We start from the raw sequence: 16,575 nt of genomic DNA on the forward strand, positions 1-16,575 counted from the left end.
AATATCTTGCCAGTCGAAGTACTACAGGTGCATAAACTATTATAGTATCGGTTTAGGAAGCAGCTGAGCGGTTAAGGGATGGTATTTATCAGGAGTGTACCACTTATCAGCTATTGCAGGCCAGGTATGCAGCACTTCTTAAAATATTTTTTTAGTTCTGTTAATCGGAATAATTTTTATAGATTTATCCCTTAATCTAAAAACGCATTGCATGACAACTCTTAAAGGTCCGGGTATATTTCTCGCACAGTTTTTAGGCGATAAGCCACCGTTTAACAATTTTGAGTCTATTTGCCTCTGGGCTGCAGAAAAAGGATTTGTGGGCGTGCAGATCCCCACCGGCGACCCTCATATTTTTGATTTAAAGTTAGCGGCAGAAAGTAAAACCTATGCTGATGAAATAGCCGGTTTAGCCATGTCTTGCGGATTGCAGGTGACGGAACTTTCTACCCATTTACAAGGGCAATTAGTAGCTGTTCACCCGGCTTATGACGATCTTTTTGATGGTTTTGCGCCACAGGAAGTTAGGGGTAATTCCAACGCCAGAACAGAATGGGCCGTACAACAACTAAAATATGCGGCAAAAGCTTCTCAAAACCTGGGACTGAATGCGCATGCTACTTTTAGTGGTTCTTTACTCTGGCATACCTTCCATCCCTGGCCACAGCGGCCAGCCGGCCTGGTAGATGAAGGGTTTACCGAATTAGCCAAACGCTGGACGCCTATATTAAACTACTTCGATGAGTGTGGGGTTGACGTATGTTATGAGATACATCCCGGAGAAGACCTCTTTGATGGAGAGACTTATGAAATGTTCCTCGAAAAGGTAAATAACCATAGTCGTGCCTGTTTATTGTATGATCCATCACATTTCGTTTTGCAACAGTTAGATTATATACAATACATAGACTTTTACCATGAGCGTATCCGTGCTTTTCATGTAAAAGATGCTGAGTTTAATGCAACCGGTAAACAGGGGACATTTGGAGGCTATCAAAGCTGGTTAAAAAGGGCCGGAAGATACCGTAGTCCGGGCGATGGACAGGTAGATTTTAAAACGATCTTCTCCAAGCTGGCTGAATATGATTATAAGGGTTGGGCTGTGATGGAATGGGAGTGCTGTTTAAAGCATCCTGAAGACGGAGCAACTGAAGGTGCCGAGTTCATTAAGAAACATATTATACGGGTTACAGACAAAGCTTTCGACGATTTTGCTGCAACCGCTACCAATACCGATTTTAATAAAAAAGTATTAGGGCTTGAACAATAATTAATACTTTAGCTACAAATATATTATATGAAGAAAATTATACTCTCGTTATCTATTTTATCTGTTATTGCTGCCTGCGGCGGAGGTGATGCTGAAAAGAAGGCCGATGAAGGAACCACTGCTCCATCGGCTACTTCTGAAACGGCTTCATCATCTGATCTTTCTTCTAATCCGGTATATCAAAAAGGATTGGAATTGACGGGTAAATATCAATGTCCTACCTGTCATAAAATTGATGAAAAGCTTACCGGGCCTGGTTACCGTGAAGTAGCTAATAAATATGCAGGGGCTGATGAAGCTACTATCAGTAAGCTGGCTAAAAAAGTGATTGAAGGTGGCTCCGGTGTTTGGGGTGAAGTGCCTATGACGCCGCATCCGAATGTTACAGAGCAGGAAGCTAAAGATATGGTAGCTTATATTCTTTTATTAAAGAAATAGTTGTTGGCTATTTATTTGGAAGGAGAGAATGCTTGTGTTAATAACAGGCATTGATCGTTGCGTTTATTAATTAAGAAATCTATATGAAGAAATTTGCATCATTAGCCTTTGTGGCTGCTTCGGCGTTTGCTGTCTATTCCTGTACGCCCAAGCCTACAAAAAATCCGCCGCCAACCACTACGCCGGCTCCGAAGCCAACCCCGCCTGCTCCACAGCCTAAACCGGAACCGGTAAAACCCGCTCCCGTTCCTGAAGTTGCAGCAAATGTTTTAACAGCTAAGGAAAAAGCAGCCGGTTGGAAGTTATTGTTTGACGGAACATCTACAGACGGCTGGCATGCTTATGGCTCTAAATCCATAGGTACAGCCTGGAAAACAGCTAATGGTACTTTATACCTCGATACCAACCCGGATGGTCAGCCTAAAACGGGCGGCGATATCGTGTCTGACAAAGAATATAGCAATTTTGAATTGCAGATAGACTGGAAGATCGATAAAAACGGAAACAGTGGTATTTGTATTTATAGCCACGAAGACAAAGCCAGGTATAACTGGATGTGGGGCACTGCACCTGAGATCCAGATAGTAGATAATGAAGGCCACCCTGATGGGAAGATTTTTAAGCACCAGGCAGGTGACTTATATGATTTGATCCCTGCAAAAAGCCACGCCGAAAATCCACCACTGGAATGGAATACTTATTTGATTCGTTGTGTGAACGGCAAACTGGACATACATTTGAACGGTGTGCACATCATCGATACCCAGCTTTGGAATGATAACTGGCGTGCATTGATCGCAACCAGCAAGTTTAAAAATGCGCCTGATTTTGGTACCTATAAAGTGGGCCGTATTGGTTTACAGGATCATGGTAATAATGTTTGGTTCAGGAATATTAAGATCAAGGAACTATAGTTTTAAAAATGTAACGTTTTATACGAACGCTTCGGGAAATAACCCGGAGCGTTTTTTGTATGGAGTCTCTGCAAGGACTCTATACAAAAAACTTTTCAACCCTACCATCCAATTCCATAATCTTCTCCATGGTTGCTCGAGCCGCCCCATAAGCTGCCATGTTTCCAGTCAAAATAAATAGCGTTAATAGGGCCGCTGGTTCTGTCATCAAAACTAAGCGCATAGCCCATTTTCTTTAACTCGTCACGGGTAGCTTCCTTAGTATTATTGTTCAATAAAATGCTGCCGGGGCGTGGTTTCCGATCTTCCAGCTTAGTTCCGCCAAGAGATAGCCATAGCTGATTGCTGTTGAAATTGGCTGCTTCGGTGGCCTGTTGTACGGTCATGCCGAATTCCACCATGTTCAAAAAGAATTGCAATAAGTTTTGTTCCTGGGTATCTCCACCCTGCACTGCAAAAGAGAGAAATGGTTTGCCTTCTTTCAATGCCAGCGAAGGTGTTAAGGTTACCCTGGGTCGTTTACCTGGCGCTACTACATTAAAAGGATTGATTATCTCGTCTAATACAAAGCTTTGCATACGCTGGCTCATACCAACACCTGTGTTGCCTGCAATACAGGCCGGAAGCCAGCCGCCACTTGGTGTAATGGATACCACCCAGCCTTCTTTATCTGCCGCTTCAACACTGGTAGTGCCGCGCCATAAACGGTCCATATATAAGTCATCTACTGGCAATGAATGGATGAATGAATTACCGGTTCTTATATCGTGTGCGGGCATAAATTGACGGTTAGAGCTATCGGTACTGAAACTCCTTTTTTTAAGCAAATCCAGGTAGGGATTTATTTTACCTTCAAAAGGGTAGGGGTCTCCGGGACCAGCGGCCGGATTGTTTTGTTCTGTTGTGATCAATGCTGCACGTTGTTTTGCATAGTCTTTATTCAGCAGTCCTTTAATAGGTTCAACCGGTGGCATATACGGATCGCCATAGTAAAAGTCCCTGTCAGCAAAGCTCAGGTTCATAGCCTGGTAAACAGTATGAATATATTGGCTGCTGTTATAGCCCATCTTTTTCAGATCAAAATTCTCCAATATGTTCAGGGCTTGCAACAGGGAAGGGCCTTGTGTCCAGGATTGCATTTTATATACGTTAATGCCTTTATAAGTAGTGTGCAGTGCTTCCTCTTCTATCGGCTTCCATTTGGCCAGGTCCTGCAAGGTAATTAAGCCGCCCTGTTCCTGGCAACCTCTTACAAATTCCTTGGCAATATCTCCTTTGTAAAAACGATCGTAAGCAGCCATAATCGCCTCTTTACGGCTTTTCTTTTGTTGCAGGGCCTGTTGCTCGGCTTCCACCATTTTGGTAAGGGTAATCAGCAGATCTTTTTGCACGAAGATCTCACCCGCCTCCGGCGCTTCGCTTTTTTCGCCGGGATGGGTTAAAAATGTTTTGCGGCTATAAGGCCATTCTTTGATCCTTACTTTATTGCGTTCTATGCTATTGGCGGTCTGTGCTTCTATGGGATAACCTGCAGCCAATTGCATGGCAGGTTCCAGCACTTCTTGTAAGCTTTTAGTTCCATAATTAGCCAGCATTAAACAAATGCCACCAGGCGTGCCGGGTGTGGTGGCGGCCAGCGGACCGTATTCAGGCGGAAACGAATATCCTTTCTTTTTAAAGAAATCAATGGTAGCTCCGGTAGGTGCCACGCCCATAGCATTGATGGCAATAACTTTTTTTGTTTTAGGATTATAAATAAGCGCCTGCGTTTCTCCACCCCAGCTCAATACGTCCCACATGGTACAGGTAGCCGCCAGCATCGAACAGGCCGCATCTACTGCATTACCACCTTTTTGAAAAATAGCAGCACCCGCTGTTGCGGCTAATGGCTTACCCGTTATCGCCATCCAATTTTTGCCATGCAAAGGAGGTTTTTGGGTGGGCTGAGCAGAAGTATTGGAGATCCAACAGGATAGAATTGCGATAAATAAAAATGATTTCATTGCGGTGGGTTTGGGTTATTAAAGATAAGCATTGAAAAAATCATATTTTTGAGAAAGCCATTAATTCAATAAGGAATCATTCATGAAGCCAATTTATATCATCATCCTCTTCTTGCTTGCCTGCGTAGTTGGCGCCAATGCCCAGGATAAGCGCCCGCTTTCTATCGCCCTGGCAGGCTTAAGTCACGATCATGTGAACCTCATCATGGACCATTATAAGAAGAAGGAAATAAACCTTGTAGGAATTGCCGAATCCAATAAGGAGCTGGTCAATAAGTTTAAGAAGTCTGCGGGAATACCGGATAGCCTTTTTTATGACGATTTAAAAAAACTGCTGCAAAAGAAAAGGCCTGAAGTGGTGATGGCATTTAACGCCATTAATGAACATATAGACGTAGTAAGGATTTGTGCGCCTTTGAAAATAGAGGTGATGGTGGAAAAGCCTTTGGCTACAACAGTAAAAGATGCGGAGGAAATAGCAGTGCTGTCGAAGAAATATAATACGATGGTGCTTACCAATTACGAAACCACCTGGTATGGCACCAACCAGGAAATTTATAAAAGGGTAAAGAAAGGAGACATAGGCGATGTGGTGAAAATGGTAGCGCACGACGGACATGAAGGACCTAAAGAAATTGGCTGCAGCCCATTCTTTTTGGATTGGCTAACTGATCCTGTAAAGAACGGCGCAGGTGCTTTAAATGATTTTGGCTGTTACGGCGCTAATTTATTTACCTGGCTGATGAATAACCAAATGCCAGTGTCGGTGTATGCAGTAACCCACCAGATCAAACCTGCTGTGTATCCTAAAGTGGATGATGACGCGACGATCATTTTGGAGTACCCTAATGCAACCGGTATTATAGAAGCTTCCTGGAACTGGCCTTACAGTATTAAAGACTGGGAAGTATTTGGAAAGACGGGTTACCTGCAGGCCGTAAATAGTAAGACGCTGCGCACCAAAACCAACAAAACGGCTTACGAGATCAGTGAGGTTGCATCACCGCAGGTACCCAATCAAAGTTACCTGGCTTATGTTACTGCAGTATTGCGTAAGGAAATAACGCCTGGGGATGACTTGTCTTCATTGGCTAATAATATTATTGTTGTGAAAATTTTGAACGCGGCAAAGGAGTCTGCAAGGATGGGAAAGAAGGTGTTGATGCAATAAGGATGTGCAAGGTGGAATAATGGAATGAAAGAATATTGAAGACAGTTTACATTTTTTGTTGCTTGAAAAGAAAGGGATTAACAGATGGTATGGGAAAGAACAAAAAAACTATAAAAAGAATGACAATAACGAAGTATTCCCGTTGTTAAGGTATATCATTTGGGCGGGGATTATTTTGGTTGTGCTGTACTATATTTTTTTTTGGAGATATGTGCCGAGAACAAGCTTTCCATCTTATAGACCCAGATAGATATTTTGTTGTAAAGTAATCAATGTGACTTATGCTGTTGTTGAAAAACACTAAGGGGGGTTGAAATATTTATTGGACCTTTTATGAACAAACATGGGAATCCAATTCTTAGGTAGGCTAAAACCTGATCGTGCTTTAATATGTCGGCTTACGGGAATCCGTAAAATGCCAGCTTCTGTATTTCATAGTTTCGCGCAACAAAAAATAATTATTTATGATGATGTTCACGAAATTCAGAGTTGGTATATTGCCATTATTTTTTAAGTTGTTAATGCTGCTGGTTTTTCTTGGATCCTGTAAGAAAACAGCCCACGACGTGCAAGAGCAACCAGAGCCAACTCCGGCCGTTTTTGCTTACGAGGTTCATTGCGATTTCTGTACAATAACTTATAATGATTTAAATGGTGAAAGTAGAACTGTAAGAAATAATACCGGTAAATGGAATTTTAAAATCCTGGAGAAAACACCATCAAACCTCAAGCTAAGTGTTGTCACAACGCTGCCAAGCTACCAGTCTATTCAAGCATACATTCTGAAAGATGGGGAAGTGGTTTATGGGAATCTTGGCTATAACCGCGCAGAGATTGCCTACAGTACGGTAAATGGTAATGGTACCTCTAGTTTTGGTAGTTACAATCCATCAACTTCACCGGGAGGTAGTAATCAAAATGGAGGTCCTTCTTCGAGTTCGTCTGTATGCGGTGCAAAAAATAAATCAGGAGGATATTGTAAAAGAGTAGTCGCTGGTGGTGGCAGATGCTGGCAACATCGGTAATGGAAGTGTCTACGACAGCAGCACCCGAAATGGTGCAGCCATTTTTGCTGGAGTAGCCAACAGCACGTATCAATTTTGGCGCGCAACCCTTTATAGAAATAAGAATCATAGCTTCTACACGCAAGCTAGACTATACACATTTTAATCCTCTATGCGCAGGCTTAAGTAAATATTTGAAAGATTACTTGTACTCATCTGCAAAGTTTTACGAAACGTAAGTAAACAAAATTTTGCTATTGGTGGAAAACACCGAAGTAGCTGAAATTAGTAGTTGATTACCTGCCATCATTTTTATCCAGGAATAATAGCGCATCAAATGCTGTACCAGCAGGCAGCATAAAGAAACTAACCTTATTAGCCTGCATGGGTCTGGTTAATGAAAGCCATTGAACCACTTCGGGAAAACGGGAGGTTACCCGCATATCCAAAATATACCGTGGCTGGTTTACCTGCAGCAGTGCTTTATCGAGGCTATTGGCTTGCAGGGTAGTTAGCTCCGGCGCAATGCTGGAACCGATGACGAAGTAATTGCTCCCTAGTATAGATTTGAGGTATTGCCCGGCGCTGGTAGGTGGTCTCGCAAAGGCATCCCATACACCACCGGTAGTGGGCGCATTTTTTACATGAGCGTTATGAGCAAATATAAAAACCTTCCCTCCATTGGCCGCGGTATTCAACATCCAGTTGATGTTATCGGCCATTGCGGCATCGCGCGCGTTCATGGCTTTCCATGCCTCCGGTGGTATTTTACCGGGCTGGTCGGGTGGCATTACACGCATCATCCTGTCCCTTTGTAATGCGGCTATAGTGTTCCGGTATGCCCATTCATATTGTTCCCGGGAACTTCTGCCTATAAAGTCAATTCTCTGACGCTCCAACAGCGCTACTATATTTTCCAGTATTGCAGTAAGTGCAAGCTGGTCTTTTAATGAGAGTAGAGGGTACTTTACAACGGACATCTGCGTCATATAAAAAACCAGATCTATATTTGCCCGGCGGGCTGAAACGGTATCTACCTGACCTAGATACGCCAGTACCTGGCTCAGCGCTGTATGGTTGGGCTTCGTGTCACCGGGAAAGCCAACGATTTGTATATCCATGCCATAGAGTCTTAGCTTTATTTTATGAGCGGTATCAGCATTATACTGTCGCATCCATTTTAATAACTCAATGTTTTCTGGTGCGGGATCTCCTATGCTTAACGATGCTGCTGCAGTTTCCGCTGTACCTGCTCCTCCGCTAATATAGTCGGCTGCAAGTTGAGACTCCGCAAGTCCGCCCTCCACGGCCATAGTGGTAAACCCGCAATGTTGTACCAGGAATTTAAATAGCCGGTTTCTGAAAGCGAGCGGCTCCCGATAGCCATGGGCTGGCTCGCCCAGCGCAACCACGCGTGCTTCGCCGATCATTTCCTTTACAGCGTACAGGTCTTTATCATCAATAGCTTTGTTACTCGCCTGCAGAGGCCGTCCATGGGTTTTAGCCCAATGTACAAACGCGCTGTTGTCTGATAAATTGCTAGCGGCAGACTGCGCGGTAGCAAACAAAGCACAAAGCTGGAGCATACAGCACACTGTTATTATTTTATACAAAAATGCTTTGATGGTATGTTGATGAGGACGATCGGTGACAGGGTTCATGGGTGGTCGGTTGGGTGATGACTAAAATAGTTTCCATAAAGTTATTTTTTGCATAACCTGGTTAGCATACAAATGTGACGAAATGGTTGAATGATGGTGTGAAACAATGAAAGCAGCGTTTTCGGGTGCCGCCATTGTTGTGTCTTTTTGACCAAAAACTGAAGTGCGGGTGGGGTGTGCAATGGCATTCGGTAGCCTCATGCATTTGCAGATGGTGAGAAACACTAACAACGGCCAAAAAATTATCTGTGCATCCGTGGCACTTATCATAGCATAAAAAAACGCCGCCCTCGCAGGCGGCGTTCACTTATCTAAACCAATTCAGATTATTGTTCAATCTTGCTGATCTTAATCGTATTGGTAGGTATTTTTAAATGTACCGGCGTACTACCTGTACTTACCGCAATATCACCTTTCTTCAAATAACCATTCGTTTTTAAGATTTCGATCTGGTCAGAAAAAATAGTGTCTAATGCACGCTCATCATCATCGTATAAGAATCCGCGTACACCCCATGCCAGGCTCATCTGGTTGATCAGGCCCGGATGTTTGGTAAATACATATAAAGGCACTTTGGGGCGATAGCTGCTGAGCATAAAGCCGGTGTAGCCGCTTTGGGTCATACCGATCAAAGCGTTAGCCGCTACGTCTTTTGCCAGGTGACAGGCATTGTAGCAAACCGCATCGCTGGTAAGGGTAGGAGAGTGTGGTTGTGGCTGTAATACCTCATCCAAGTCGTAGTTATATTCCGTACGCTCAATCTCAACAATAATTTTGCGCATGGTTTCTACCACTAGTGTTGGATGTAAGCCTGTAGCGGTTTCACCGCTCAACATCACTGCATCAGCACCTTCTAATACCGCGTTAGCCACATCCGTAATTTCACTACGGTTAGGTTTGGTACGGTCGATCATGCTTTCCATCATCTGCGTAGCCACAATTACAGGCTTCGCACGGTGAATACATTTCTTAATGATATTCTTCTGGATCAGCGGTACTTTCTCAACGGGAAGCTCCACACCCAGGTCGCCACGCGCAATCATAATCGCATCCGATGCGTTGATGATATCGCGGATATTGGGAATAGCCTCAGGCATTTCTATTTTAGCAATTACCTTACTACGGCTTTTTTTCTTGTCTAATATTTTTCTCAGCTTTTTAATATCGTCTGTTTGACGTACAAAGCTTAAGGCAACCCAATCCAGTTCCTGTTCAATAATAAAATCGAGATCGGCCAGGTCTTTAGGTGTCAGTGCCGGTAAAGAAATTTTAGTATCAGGCAGGTTTACTCCTTTCTTGGAAGAAATGAAGCCACCCAGTAAAACCTCTACCTGTACATCATTATTGGGTAGTATTTTTTTAACAATCACTTCCAGCTTACCATCATCAATCATGATCTTATTACCCACTTTCACGTCAGTGTGAAAATTGGGATAATGTATGTAAAGCTTTTCTTTATTGCCAATGATCTTTTGGTTAGTGAAAATAAATTTATCTCCGGGGCTGACAGGCATGCCGCCGCCTTCTATCTCACCGACGCGTAATTTAGGTCCCTGCAGATCACCCAGTATGGCTACATGCGTTCCTTCGTTGCGGTTGATCTCACGGATGTATTCGATAATATCTTTCTTTTCTTCATGAGCGCCATGAGAAAAGTTTAGCCTGAATACATTTACACCTGCCTTTACCAGCGCCAGCAGTTTATCGTAGGTATTACACGCAGGACCTACTGTTGCCACAATTTTAGTTCTTGCAAAAGTCTGATCTGGTTTTGCAATTTTTTTCGTAGCTGTTTTTTTTGTCGATGCTAATTTTTTAGCCATAATTTTTTTGAGTGGTTGATTGTTTATCTGTTGATATAACCGGGCTTTTGTAATTCGTGTAAAAGTATAAAGAGCCGCAATAACTGCAGCTCTTTTACCATTAAATATCAATTATTTCCAGTTCAGTATAGTTGAAAACACAAACTCTTCGGGATTGCTCACGAATTGCTTAGCCGCTTCTACATCTTCGTCTGTTAAATACTGCAAATTGTCTTCCAATACCATTTTGGTCTTGGCATCTTCGATGTTTACCAACCGTGTTTTTACTTTACCATTTTCACCGGTTACATCTTTAAGGAACAACGGATTTACTTCACCTTTATTGTTCACCGTTACTACACAGCCGGTTAACCCCTGGTCAAATAATTTTTTAACACCGGTACCCAGCATCGTGCAATATTGCAGGTCGAACGCAGCAGGAGGTAAGCAGCGCAATTCGTAACCTAATTCCACCGGGCGGCATTTAATATCCAGTCCCAGTTCTTTTAATTTATTCTGAAGTAAAACGTTATAGATATGCGCTTTACTTACGTTACCCAATTCAGGGTGACCATGCGCATCATAAGTAAACTGAACGCCTGATTCTTTGATTACCTCATCGCTCATAAAATGGAAGATACCCTCACTAACGATGGCTACACCATAATTAATGCCCAGAATTTTTCTTTTCAGAATTGCTGAAACGATCAGTTTGGTAATGTTCTCAAAGTTCAAAGTGGCTTTGGTAAACATTTCAGGCATTACGATCATGGGTAAATGGCACGAGGCGCCAATGCTGAAAGCCAGGTGACCCGCTTCACGGCCCATTGCAGATACTACAAACCAGTTGGCAGATGTTTTAGCATCTTCATAAACAGTTTTCGTAATTCTTACACCTTCTTCAGTCGCACTTTGGTAACCAAAGGTAGGTTGATTGTCGGGCAGCGGAAGATCGTTGTCAATTGTTTTTGGAACGTGAATATTCTGAATAGGGAATTTGTTCTCTGTTAAAAACTGGGAAATACGGTTAGCGGTAGAAGCTGTGTCATCACCACCAATAGTTACCAATAACTTTACATTGTTATTTACAAAGAAATCTTGTGTAAATTCTTCATTTTTAGGTTTGTAGCGGCTCATTCTTAATACAGAACCACCTCTTGTCAAAACGCTGTCAGCCAGTTCAAAATCTATATCTACAGTAGATGCTTTTCCGGTAAAAAGGTTTTTATAACCATCGTGCAGGCCAATTACTTTGTATCCGCCTTTTAAAAAGATCTTGGATACGGAGCTAATAACACTGTTAATGCCGGGAGCGGGACCTCCCGCAGCAAGAATTAAAATACTTTGTTGCATATTGGTTTTTATAATTGTAAGCTTCAAATATATTAAAAATACCGTTGTGTGTATAAAACACTTTAAGGTAATTTGATTTTTGATGACCGGTAAACGAAATCAATTTTAAATAGATATTTTTGAACATATTTTAAACAAATGCATATGAAGCAGCTTTTACCGCTTATTGCGATATTTACAACAATGGAAATGCAGGCTCAGATTCAGTATCCGGCTACTGAAAAGAAAACAGTTACCGATGACTACTTCGGAACAAAAGTGGATGATCCCTACCGTTGGCTGGAGGACGATAATGCTGAAGCTACCAAAAAATGGGTAGCAGAGCAGAACAAGGTAACCAGCGCTTATCTTGCTAAAATTCCTTTCAGGGATAAAATAGAAAGCCGTTTACAGAAATTGTGGAATTATCCAAAGTCCGGAGCGCCTTTCAAGAAAGGAGAGTGGTATTATTATTATAAAAACAGCGGGCTGCAGAACCAGTCGGTTTTATACCGCACCAAAGACCTGAAGGCGGAGCCGGAAGTATTCCTGGATCCTAACACCCTGAGCAAAGAAGGTATTGTGGCTTTAAGCGGCCTGTCTTTTAGCAAATCGGGAAAACTACTTGCCTATTCCCTGTCGAAAGCGGGTAGCGACTGGACAGAGATTTTCCTGATGGATGTGGAAAGCAAAAAGTTGTTGAGTGATAAAATTGAATGGACCAAATTTGGAGGTGCTGCGTGGAAAGGTGAAGAGGGATTTTACTACAGTGCATACGACAAGCCCGATGAAAAATCGAAGCTAAGCAAAGCTAATGAGTTCCAAAAAGTGTATTATCATAAAATGGGTACAGCCCAGTCTGAAGACCAATTGGTATATGAAGATAAAGAGCATCCAAAACGCTATTTTGGTTGCGGGTTGACAGAAGACGAGCGCTTTTTAATTTTGAGCATTTCGGAAGGTACCAGCGGCGGTGAACTTTGGTTCCGCGATTTGAAAGATCCGGCTCAGACAGGCTTTAGCTTGCTGGTAAAGGGTTTTGATACAGAATCAGACGTGGTAGATAACGACGGCGATAAGCTATTGGTTAAAACCAATTACCAATCACCCAATTTCAGGGTAGTGGTAGTGGATCCTAAAAATCCTGCACGTGAAAACTGGAAGACCGTTATCCCGGGGCAGAAAGAAGTATTGCTGGGTGTGGGTACCGGCGGAGGTAATTTATTTACCAATTACCTGAAAGATGCTTCCAGCAGGGTGTATCAATATGATTATAGCGGCAGGCAGATCAGGGAAATAAAATTACCCGGAATTGGCTCTGCTGGCGGGTTTGGCGCTGAAAAAGAAGATAAGGAATTTTACTATAGTTATTCCTCTTTTGCCACACCACCCTCTATTTACAAGTATGATATAGCGAGTGGAAAATCTGAGTTGTACAAAACAACAGAGATCAATATGAGCACTGCTGATATTGTAACCGAGCAAATTTTCTTTACCAGTAAGGATGGTACTAAAGTACCGATGTTTTTAACCTATAAAAAAGGTTTGAAGAAGGATGGTAATAACCCCGTTTTATTATATGGTTATGGCGGTTTTAATATACCAATGACGCCAGGCTTTAGCGTAAGCAATGCATTCTTTGTAGAGCAGGGCGGTATTTATGTGGTTGTAAACCTGCGTGGCGGTAACGAGTATGGTGAAGAATGGCATAAGGCAGGCATGTTGCTGAAAAAGCAAAATGTGTTTGATGATTTTATCGGTGCCGCCGAATATTTGATCAAGAATAAATACACAAATAATAGCAAAATAGCGGTGCGCGGAGGCAGCAATGGCGGTTTATTGGTGGGTGCGGTGATGACGCAGAGACCTGATCTGTTTAAAGTGGCGATTCCGCAGGTAGGAGTATTGGATATGTTACGATATCATAAATTTACGGTAGGCTGGGGCTGGGCCGTAGAATATGGTAATGCAGATTCTGCACAGTATTTCCCTTACCTGTATAAGTATTCTCCTTATCACAACTTAAAAAAAGGCGTATCTTATCCGGCAACGATCGTTACAACAGGCGATCACGACGATCGTGTAGTACCAGCACATTCTTTCAAATATGCAGCGCGGTTACAGGAATACCATAAAGGTGCTAACCCGGTATTGATCCGTATAGAAACCAATGCCGGGCATGGTGCGGGTAAGCCCACCAGCAAAGTAATTGAAGAGGCTGCCGATATATGGGCGTTTACCATGTATAACCTGGGTATGAAATATAAAGACTAATATTTAGTTTGACCGCGGAGAACTGGAGAAGCAGAGATAACGCAGAGTTCATGTAGTATAAATCCCGGATGTTAATTTTAAAAATTGGATTAGACCTCTGCGTATCCTTTGCGTCCTCTTTTTCTTTGCGGTTAAGAGGTTTACTTGAGGGGCGATGTACGCCTACTTTTTCAAACATTGGCCTTTGCATTGTGCGTCTGCCGCCTTTCTTCAGGCAGGGTTAATATATTTTGAAACGGGCGAAAGCCCGTTTTTTAGCACTCATCATTTTGAAAGGATTATTGAAACAAATGAAAAAATATTTATTGACAGCGATGTTGCTGCTGTCCTTGCTTTTTACAGCATCGGTTTTTTCTCAGGTGGTTAATGAGCCTGTAGGTAACGAAGAATGGATAAAACCCTACAAGCCATTTCGAATTGCGGGTAACCTGTACTATGTAGGTACTTATGATCTGGCGTCCTATCTTATTGTTACCAACAAAGGAAATATACTCATCAATACAGGTTTGTCAGGTTCAGCGGATCTTATCAAAAATAATATAGAGCAGCTTGGATTTAAATTTTCCGATATCAAAATATTATTAACTAACCAGGCGCATTATGACCATGTGGGTGCCATGGCCGCTATTAAAGAGCAAACGGGTGCCAAATTTTATGTGGATGCGGCTGATGCAGCAGTTTGTAGAGCCGGTGGCGCCAATGATTATGAAATGGGGCATTTGGGAATGAGCTTTCAGCCTGTTATACCCGATCGATTATTAAGAGATAAGGATGTCATACAGCTGGGAAATACCCGGCTTATTATGCTGCACCATCCAGGGCATACCAAGGGGTCCTGCAGTTTTTTGCTGAATGTTGTAGACGGAAAGCGGCTGTACAAAGTGTTGATCGCAAATATCCCCAGCATTATAACTGATAAGCCTTTTTCAAAGATTCCGGTCTATCCTCGTATCCGGGAGGATTATGCTTACACGCTACAGGCTATGAAGGGCCTGCAATTTGAACTTTGGGTAGCGGCGCACGCCAGCCAGTTTCAACTACATGCAAAGCGGAAAGAAGGAGATGCTTACAACCCAGCTGCTTTTGCTGATCGCAAAGGTTACGGGAAGCTGCTGGAAGGGATATCTCAAGATTTTAAAAATCACCCGTAAAAAACTTATACACCGGATGTTAACGGTGAATGATGAATTTGGCCGCGCGAAGCCTATTCTAAACCTTTTCCTTCTATTTTTGTATTTATTCAAATCAAAAAATATATGGCAGACGAGAGTATAGAAAAAGTGCATTGTTTAATTATAGGTTCAGGACCAGCAGGATATACGGCGGCTATCTATGCGGCGCGTGCCAACCTGAAACCGGTTTTATACCAGGGTATTCAGCCCGGCGGTCAGTTAACGATTACAACAGAAGTAGAAAATTACCCGGGCTACGCAGAAGGCGTACAAGGTCCGGAGATGATGATAGATTTTGAAAAACAGGCGAAACGCATGGGTGCAGATATCCGTTATGGTATTGCTACCAAAGTTGATTTTTCAGGTCACCCACATAAAGTATGGATTGATGAGGAGAAACTGATCGAAGCTGATGCCATAATTATCTCAACCGGCGCTTCCGCCAAATGGCTGGGTTTGCCGAGTGAAGAGAAATACAATGGTTTTGGAGTGAGTGCCTGCGCCGTTTGCGATGGTTTCTTCTTTAAAGGTAGAGATGTAGCAATAGTAGGGGCGGGAGATACAGCGGCAGAAGAGGCTTTATATCTTTCTAAACTTTGTACGAATGTACACATGCTGATCCGCAAAGATGAAATGCGTGCCAGTAAGGTGATGCAGGATCGAGTGTTCAATACTGCTAATATCAAAGTGCATTTTAATACGGAAACAGAAGAGATATTGGGGGAGAAAACAGTTAATGCAGTAAAAGTGCGCAACAACCAAACCCAGGAAGTGAGTGAGATACCAGTAGGTGGTTTCTTTGTAGCGATTGGTCACCAGCCTAATTCAGATATATTTAAGGACTTTCTGGATATGGATGAAACGGGCTACATTCAAACAGTTCCCGGTACCTCCAAAACCAATATTGCCGGTGTTTTTGCAGCGGGTGATGTGCAGGATAAGATCTATCGCCAGGCCGTAACAGCAGCAGGAAGCGGTTGTATGGCTGCGTTGGATGCAGAAAGATACCTGGGAGAGAAAGGATTGTGATTTTGAAGAAATAGAAACGCAACATGATAATTAAAAAGTTCCCAACCGGGAACTTTTTATAATTTAGGCCTGGCAATAATTCTTAAAGAACTAAGCAATTAAATAACAATGCTCGTAACACTACACCTCGAGAAATTACAGTTCTTCGCCTACCACGGTTTGTATGAAGAAGAAAAAAAACTGGGAAATGAGTTCGAATTAAATATTTCGGCCTCTTTTTTTTCGACTGAGCCGGTTATAACCGAAATTGACCAAACAATTAATTACGCCGCAATTTATGAACTGGCAAAAGCTGAAATGCTGGAGCCCCGCGAATTGCTGGAAACCTTTCTTTCCCAACTGGCGGAAAAAATAAAGAAGCAATTTCCCGAATTGGTGAAGCTAAAGATGAGTTTGTATAAACTACAAATGCCTATTACCGGTTTCCGGGGACGTATAGGGGTAGAGATTGAAAAAGAGTATTGATTTTTTTTAGGAGCATGTTGCGTTTGCCTCTGGATGCCCG

General features: G+C 42.6%; 13 protein-coding genes. 9 read left to right on the forward strand and 4 right to left on the reverse strand.

Translation table 11 applies throughout. The annotated features are described in order from the left end of the window. The first annotated feature begins 211 nt into the window (after positions 1 to 211). The 3 genes from ACLOAU_RS14095 (at position 212) to ACLOAU_RS14105 (ending at position 2,622) form a co-directional block, all read left to right on the forward strand. Complete coding sequence (locus tag ACLOAU_RS14095; protein WP_427862512.1) at positions 212 to 1,270, forward strand: sugar phosphate isomerase/epimerase family protein; 1,059 nt, start codon at positions 212 to 214, stop codon at positions 1,268 to 1,270. A 27-nt stretch (positions 1,271 to 1,297) separates the two neighbouring features. Continuing rightward, the gene (locus ACLOAU_RS14100) at positions 1,298 to 1,708 is read left to right on the forward strand and encodes a c-type cytochrome (RefSeq protein ID WP_427862513.1); all 411 of its coding nucleotides are present in this window, start codon (positions 1,298 to 1,300) and stop codon (positions 1,706 to 1,708) included. An 83-nt stretch (positions 1,709 to 1,791) separates the two neighbouring features. Continuing rightward, positions 1,792 to 2,622, forward strand: a complete 831-nt coding sequence (locus ACLOAU_RS14105; RefSeq protein ID WP_427862514.1) for a 3-keto-disaccharide hydrolase — start codon at positions 1,792 to 1,794, stop codon at positions 2,620 to 2,622. A 101-nt stretch (positions 2,623 to 2,723) separates the two neighbouring features. Here ACLOAU_RS14105 and ACLOAU_RS14110 read toward each other — a convergent pair whose 3' ends face one another. Beyond that, entirely contained in the window at positions 2,724 to 4,625 is a 1,902-nt protein-coding gene (locus ACLOAU_RS14110; RefSeq protein ID WP_427862515.1) for a gamma-glutamyltransferase family protein, read from the reverse strand. An 82-nt stretch (positions 4,626 to 4,707) separates the two neighbouring features. On the opposite strand from ACLOAU_RS14110, the gene ACLOAU_RS14115 reads away from it, so the two are divergent. Beyond that, positions 4,708 to 5,796: a Gfo/Idh/MocA family protein gene (locus ACLOAU_RS14115; protein ID WP_427862516.1), complete on the forward strand. Its 1,089-nt coding sequence runs from the start codon at positions 4,708 to 4,710 to the stop codon at positions 5,794 to 5,796. Between the two features lie 464 nt (positions 5,797 to 6,260). Beyond that, on the forward strand, positions 6,261 to 6,821 hold the full coding sequence (locus ACLOAU_RS14120; protein ID WP_427862517.1) for a hypothetical protein: 561 nt from the start codon (positions 6,261 to 6,263) through the stop codon (positions 6,819 to 6,821). Positions 6,822 to 7,096: 275 nt separating this feature from the next. Here the strand turns inward: ACLOAU_RS14120 and ACLOAU_RS14125 are convergent, their stop codons facing one another. The 3 genes from ACLOAU_RS14125 to ACLOAU_RS14135 all read right to left on the reverse strand — a co-directional run bounded on the left by ACLOAU_RS14125 (position 7,097) and on the right by ACLOAU_RS14135 (position 11,616). Next, positions 7,097 to 8,386, reverse strand: a complete 1,290-nt coding sequence (locus ACLOAU_RS14125; RefSeq protein ID WP_427862518.1) for an erythromycin esterase family protein — start codon at positions 8,384 to 8,386, stop codon at positions 7,097 to 7,099. 401 nt (positions 8,387 to 8,787) lie between these two features. Then, on the reverse strand, positions 8,788 to 10,284 hold the full coding sequence (gene pyk, locus ACLOAU_RS14130; protein ID WP_427862519.1) for a pyruvate kinase: 1,497 nt from the start codon (positions 10,282 to 10,284) through the stop codon (positions 8,788 to 8,790). A gap of 111 nt (positions 10,285 to 10,395) precedes the next feature. Next, positions 10,396 to 11,616: a 6-phosphofructokinase gene (locus ACLOAU_RS14135; RefSeq protein ID WP_427862520.1), complete on the reverse strand. Its 1,221-nt coding sequence runs from the start codon at positions 11,614 to 11,616 to the stop codon at positions 10,396 to 10,398. A gap of 144 nt (positions 11,617 to 11,760) precedes the next feature. On the opposite strand from ACLOAU_RS14135, the gene ACLOAU_RS14140 reads away from it, so the two are divergent. From ACLOAU_RS14140 to folB, 4 genes are all read left to right on the forward strand, one after another. Next, entirely contained in the window at positions 11,761 to 13,869 is a 2,109-nt protein-coding gene (locus tag ACLOAU_RS14140; RefSeq protein ID WP_427862521.1) for a prolyl oligopeptidase family serine peptidase, read from the forward strand. Between the two features lie 290 nt (positions 13,870 to 14,159). Beyond that, positions 14,160 to 15,020, forward strand: a complete 861-nt coding sequence (gene bla, locus ACLOAU_RS14145) for a subclass B3 metallo-beta-lactamase (protein ID WP_427862522.1) — start codon at positions 14,160 to 14,162, stop codon at positions 15,018 to 15,020. 105 nt (positions 15,021 to 15,125) lie between these two features. Next, the gene (trxB, locus tag ACLOAU_RS14150; protein WP_427862523.1) at positions 15,126 to 16,070 is read left to right on the forward strand and encodes a thioredoxin-disulfide reductase; all 945 of its coding nucleotides are present in this window, start codon (positions 15,126 to 15,128) and stop codon (positions 16,068 to 16,070) included. Positions 16,071 to 16,178: 108 nt separating this feature from the next. Further along, positions 16,179 to 16,535, forward strand: coding sequence for a dihydroneopterin aldolase (gene folB, locus ACLOAU_RS14155; protein WP_427862524.1), 357 nt, complete (start codon positions 16,179 to 16,181; stop codon positions 16,533 to 16,535). The last annotated feature ends 40 nt before the right edge of the window (positions 16,536 to 16,575 follow it).

Origin of the sequence: Paraniabella aurantiaca (assembly GCF_050309965.1) — a bacterium.
In the GTDB taxonomy this organism is placed as follows: domain Bacteria; phylum Bacteroidota; class Bacteroidia; order Chitinophagales; family Chitinophagaceae; genus Niabella.